The 5,361-nt window shown below is 60.5% G+C and carries 4 protein-coding genes; 2 read left to right on the top strand and 2 right to left on the bottom strand.

Annotation, left to right across the window (positions count from 1 at the left end):
- Positions 1–248 precede the first annotated feature (248 nt).
- Positions 249–2,270, top strand: a complete 2,022-nt coding sequence (locus EOA85_RS26445) for an EAL domain-containing protein (protein ID WP_127211734.1) — start codon at positions 249–251, stop codon at positions 2,268–2,270.
- Positions 2,271–2,391: 121 nt separating this feature from the next.
- On the opposite strand, the gene EOA85_RS26440 is transcribed toward EOA85_RS26445, so the two are convergent.
- Both EOA85_RS26440 and EOA85_RS26435 read right to left on the bottom strand, forming a co-directional pair.
- Complete coding sequence (locus tag EOA85_RS26440) at positions 2,392–3,180, bottom strand: thioredoxin family protein (RefSeq protein ID WP_164759887.1); 789 nt, start codon at positions 3,178–3,180, stop codon at positions 2,392–2,394.
- A gap of 280 nt (positions 3,181–3,460) precedes the next feature.
- The gene (locus tag EOA85_RS26435; protein WP_127211732.1) at positions 3,461–4,351 is read right to left on the bottom strand and encodes an AraC family transcriptional regulator; all 891 of its coding nucleotides are present in this window, start codon (positions 4,349–4,351) and stop codon (positions 3,461–3,463) included.
- A 144-nt stretch (positions 4,352–4,495) separates the two neighbouring features.
- On the opposite strand from EOA85_RS26435, the gene EOA85_RS26430 reads away from it, so the two are divergent.
- A complete protein-coding gene (locus EOA85_RS26430; protein WP_127211731.1) occupies positions 4,496–5,251 on the top strand; it encodes an SDR family oxidoreductase in 756 nt (251 codons plus the stop codon).
- Positions 5,252–5,361 lie beyond the last annotated feature (110 nt).

Below are 5,361 nucleotides of genomic sequence, written 5' to 3'. Positions count from 1 at the left end.
GATATTGCGTAAAATTTTACCTTTGCCAAGCCACATCCCCGGCATTTTAGCGGTGTCGTTAATTTCCCGCCAACCATGCTGGTTCTTTGGACGCCTTGTGGGTGGGATTCCGGATACGAGTTAACGAAAACCTATTTGCGCGACTGCATATTGTTTGCGAGGCGCCGCAATCGCTGTCGCGCCTGAGGAGTCGGCCGGCATTGGGGGCAGAAGCTAGAAATGAGTTCGGAATGCAAAGTCCCGTTCAGATGGGGTTTGTGGTGACGAACGAATGCGCGTCATCTGCATTGGCCGATATAGCCCATGCGGAGCCGTTCGAACCGCGCTACGAGCCGCGGTCCGACGAGCTCCGCCACCTCTACCGAGAGGAAGGCCAAGCGAAGCGAAGAATGGACGCCAGGCCAGGGCTTTGGATCGCTGTTGCCATCTATCTGTTGTTTTCGGCAACGGATCTGCTGCTGATTCCGGATGTGGCACTCTATACGATCATGGCACGCTTCGCGGTCGGAGTGACTGCACTCCTGATCTTGGAGGCACAACTTCGCCGGGGCGTCGGAACGGAATGGATTGACGTCACTTGCGCCGGAGCCATCATCTTTGGCTATGTTGGCTGGCTGTGCCCAGCGGTCATGGGTGCAGACAAGGAAAGCGTCTCTTATTACATGGTGTTCGGCACCATCTTCATGATGAGCGCCAATCTCTTCTTCACGTTTAAGTTCAGCCTGTCTATTGTAACGTCTGCAATAATTTTAGTAATATTGTATGCCGTAAACTACTTTGTGCCTTCCACATTGATGTACAAACTGGTTTTTGGAACTTTTTACATTTCATGCTTCACATTTACGTCTTACGTTAACTGGAAGCTGAACGAGGAGCGCTACAACGTCTTCCTGAATGCCCTCGAAGCCAAAATCCAGCACAAGGAAGCCACCGAGCGCGGACAGGCGCTGTTGAATCTGTCGAGAACCGATCCGCTTACGGGTCTGGAGAATCGGCGGGCGATTGATGAGAAGCTGCGGGACTACTGGAGCGACTGGCAAAGGTCTGGCAGCAGTTTTGTGGCGATCCTCATCGACGTGGACTTCTTCAAAAGGTTCAATGACTATTACGGACATCAAGAAGGCGACCGCTGCCTGATTCTCGTCGCCAATGCCCTTGCCGAAATGATTAAGCAGCACAATGGCTCAATCGGCCGTTATGGCGGTGAGGAATTCATTGTTCTGGCTCGCATGGAGAAAAGAGAACAGGTCGCAGATATTGCCGAAGCCATTCGATGCACGGTGGAGAACCTCGCGCTTCCCCACGAGCAGCGCAGAGACGGTATCTCGGTTGTGACGGTGAGCGTTGGTGCTGCATTCACCAGGCCGCAGACTGGCGCCAAGCTGGAAAAAATCATCCATGAGGCCGATCGCGCACTCTATCTGGCAAAAGCAGGCGGTCGAAATTGTACCTGGCTGTTCGATCCAAACGATCCCCAGAGCAGCGACGAGAGCGAGAATATTGCGGCTTTGCTGAAGATCGCGATCGGCCAGGATCTCGTTTCACTCGTCTATCAGCCTATCCAGAATGTCACGTCCGGCCGAGTTGAAGCCGTCGAGGCTCTGATGCGCCTCAAAATGCTGGACGGCACATCGGTTCCGCCGAGCTTGTTCATTCCCGTCGCGGAACGAACTGGCGCGGTCCTGGCGCTTGGGCGCTGGGCAATAAGGACAGTGTGCACTGAGCTTCTGGCGGACGATCACGTCCGTGTCGTCAGCGTCAACGTCTCTCCGATTCAGCTCAAGACGCCCGGCTTCGCAACCTCTGTTGCGGCCATTTTGAGCGAGACTGGCGTAGCCGGCAGCAGGCTGGCCCTCGAAATCACCGAAGGGCTGGAGATGGAGATGCACTCCGACGTTCTCCGCTGCATCAGCGACCTGAAGCTGCTAGGGATCAGGATATGGCTCGATGACTTCGGGACGGGCTTCGCCGGCCTCTCATGGCTTCGTCTAATCGATTTCGATACGGTGAAGATCGACCGCTCGTTTCTGCATGACTGCGGCACCCCGAGGGGCAAGGCGATGCTGCAAGACATTATTGCCCTGGTCCGAAATCGCGGCCATAAAATCCTGGTCGAAGGGGTCGAAACCGACGAGCAGATGGCCATTGTACGCGAATTTGACATAGATAAAATCCAGGGCTTCCACGTCGGCCGCCCTGCTCCCGCCGCCAGTTTCCGGGCGAGACCGGTTACCTACAAACGCCCATTTTCGGTCGTCAAGTCCGCATGAACAGCGGCGGAGCGACCTGCGCTCCTGCAAGCCGTCGCCGCTTCCCTCAGCAATAGTCCAGCGGCTTTGTATTAGCCGTCCGACCGTCGCCGCCGTCGATCTCCACCGGACCAGGCCGGGCTCATTGCTTTGTGCTCGCCTCCCGGAACGCCGCCTCTCCGGCGTCCGACACCTCGGCCCACTTCTTGTCGGCCGCTGGATCCGCGGCGTAGCTGTCATGCCAGTTCCACCACTTGTAGGTCGGGGTCTGGGGATAGCCCTCGGGCGAGTCCTCCCAGACCTCCTGCCGGCCAAGCGGGGTGATGTCGAGATAATTCCAGGTGCTCCCCATCTGCTCGTCGCCGCGGTTGTTGATGAAGTAGGTGCGGAACGCGCGATCGCCGTCGCGGATGAACACGTTGTGGCCGTGCCACTCGTCCACGCCGAAGTCGGCGTCGAAGCTGTCGGTGAGCGTGTACCACGGCATCTCCCAGCCCATCCGCGCCTTCAGCCGCGCGATATCAGCCCGCGGCGCACGCGAGACGAAGACAAGTGTGGTGTCACGGGCGTTCAGGTGGGCGACGTGGGCGACCTGGTCAGCTACCAGGGAGCAGCCGCGGCAGGCGTGGTCTGGCCAGCCGAACACTCCCGGCTCGAAGAAGGCGCGGTAGACGATCAGCTGACGCCGGCCGTCGAACAGGTCGAGCAGGCTGACCTTTCCGTCAGGCCCCTCAAACGCATACGTCTTCTCCACGGCCATCCACGGCATCCGCCGCCGCTCGGCGGCCAGCGCGTCACGGGCGCGGGTCTGGGCCTTTTCCTTCACGAGCAGCCGCTCGCGAGCCGCCTCCCACGCCTCAGGCGACACCACCGGTGGTGTGCGCATGGCAGGCTGTCCGCTTTTCCGTCCGCTCTCGGCTGATGAAGTCATGGCTTGATACCTCCTGATTTGGGCGAATTCCCGCGCCTCATGGCTGAAGCGCGGTTCCATTTCGCTGCTCATCGCTCGTTGGCGTGAGATAGTTTGGCACCGGAGAGCAAACAGTGGGAGTAACAAGTGTGGCGCTATTCCAATGTAATCGCCGATTACAAGCGCCGCGCGTTCGCCCGAAGCGGGTGATCCCCTCTGCGCTCGAACCGCATGGCGCTGCGCGACCGTGCTCATCCGCTCGCGCTTCGTGGCTGCTTTGCGCCTCCAGGGTATCGGCGCCTCAAGCGGCGGCTAAGGTTCTGCCTCTCGCTTCTTTGGTATCCCGAACAGGCGTCCGGCCGAACAGACGACCATATTCCCGGGTGAACTGCGACACGCTTTCGTAGCCGACCGCGAACGCCGCGCTGCTCGCAGTCTTTCCCTCCGACAGCATCAGCCGCCTCGCCTCAATGAGGCGCAACTGCTTCTGGAATTGCAGGGGAGAGAGCGAGGTTACTGCGCGAAAGTGCTGGTGGAACGACGACGTACTCATCCCGGCCACAGCCGCCAAGCGCTCGACCGGTAAAGGCCGCGCGAACTCTGCCCGAAGCACGGCGACCGCGCGCGCCACTCGCTGCACGTGACCGTCTGGCCACCCCAGACGTCGGATCGCCGACCCGTGCCGTCCGGCCAGCAGCCAATAGTGCATCTCGCGCACAAGCTGGGCCTGCAGCACCGGGACCGATGCCGGGCGATCGAGCAGCCGCATCAAACGCAGGGCCGCGTCGGCGACCTCAGCGTCAGTCGGGTCAACCCGCACGGGCGCGTGGTCGGCCATATGCTGGGCGCCTATTTGCACACTCAGCTCCGCAATGACCGCCGGGTCGAGTTCCAGAACAAGCGAGTAGTAGGGGGCAGCGATGCTGGCACGGGTGATCTGGCTCACCGTCGGCACGTCCGCAGTGATCAGCAGCGAATCTCCGCCTGAGAAGGCGAAGCCTTGAGTACCTATTGTGACGTGCTTGCTCCCCTGGACCACCAGACAGGCAAGCGGTCGGGAGATGTCGTAGACCAGATCGCTGGGCGCCGTCGCCCGCACCGTGTTGAGACCCGGTATCGGGGTGTGCGCCATGCCGTCTGGGCCGGCATTGGTGTCTGCATAGCGGCGCACGGCATTGAGGAGCGCGGTCATGGACCGAAGCTATTCCTTTGCTGCCCGACACGCAAAGCATTTTGGAGGATTAGGCAAAAACGGTCGAGCTTCCGGCAACAAAAGCCTGCCCACCGCGCCGATATCGGCGTGGCCACAGCAGTGGTGCAAACAAAGGAGCAGGCCATGACCAAGATCACCCTCGTCACTGGCGCCAGCCGCGGGCTCGGGCGCAACACCGCACTCAACATCGCACGCCGCGGCGGTGACGTTGCCCTCACCTACCATAGCCGGAGCGAGGACGCTCGGGCCGTTGTCGCGGAGATTCAGGCAACCGGTCGCAGGGCGGTCGCCCTGCAACTTGACACCGGCGACGTCGCCACCTTCGCTTCCTTCACTGAGCGCCTGCAGGCGGCGTTGCGCGAGACCTGGCAGCGCGAGACGTTCGATCATCTGGTGAACAATGCCGGCCATGGCGACATGGCAATGATGGCAGAGACGACAGAGGCGCAGTTTGACCGGCTGGTCAATGTCCACTTCAAGGGCGTGTTCTTCCTCACCCAGAGGCTGCTGCCGCTGATCGCGGACGGCGGACGTATCCTAAACCTCTCCTCGGGCCTCACCAGGATGTCCTACCCGGGCTTTGCCGCCTACTCCGCGGTGAAGGGCGCGGTCGAGGTGCTCAGCGTTTACATGGCGAAGGAGTTAGGCGCCCGCGGAATCGCGGTCAACACGGTGGCGCCGGGCGCGATCGAAACTGATTTCCTTGGCGGCGCTGTCCGTGACATGCCCGACCTCAACAAGGTGTTCGCGGATATGATCGCGCTCGGCCGCGTCGGCATGCCGGACGATATCGGGCCGATGATCGCCAGCTTGTTATCCGAGGATAATCGCTGGGTGAATGCCCAGCGGATCGAAGTGTCCGGCGGCCAGGCCATCTAACGAAGCAAATGTTGAAAAACCGATACCGGGTCCGAGTTAAGGCAATCGGAACCGGTATTCCGTGACATGGTGGTAGAGCCCGGCCATAGCGTGGCCTGTGGGAAATACGG

The sequence above is a fragment of the Mesorhizobium sp. M5C.F.Ca.IN.020.29.1.1 genome (assembly GCF_003997375.1).
Taxonomy (GTDB): Bacteria; Pseudomonadota; Alphaproteobacteria; order Rhizobiales; family Rhizobiaceae; genus Mesorhizobium; species Mesorhizobium wenxiniae.
The sequence above is the reverse complement of the archived record's forward strand: the minus strand, read 5'-3'. Positions and strand labels throughout refer to the sequence as shown.

What these genes read in the sequence shown, in the direction of transcription:
- EOA85_RS26440 (WP_164759887.1), bottom strand. Translation starts at nt 3,180, where the DNA reads ATGACTTCATCAGCCGAGAGCGGACGGAAAAGCGGACAGCCTGCCATG.
- EOA85_RS26430 (WP_127211731.1), top strand. Translation starts at nt 4,496, where the DNA reads ATGACCAAGATCACCCTCGTCACTGGCGCCAGCCGCGGGCTCGGGCGC.
- EOA85_RS26435 (WP_127211732.1), bottom strand. Translation starts at nt 4,351, where the DNA reads ATGACCGCGCTCCTCAATGCCGTGCGCCGCTATGCAGACACCAATGCC.
- EOA85_RS26445 (WP_127211734.1), top strand. Translation starts at nt 249, where the DNA reads ATGGGGTTTGTGGTGACGAACGAATGCGCGTCATCTGCATTGGCCGAT.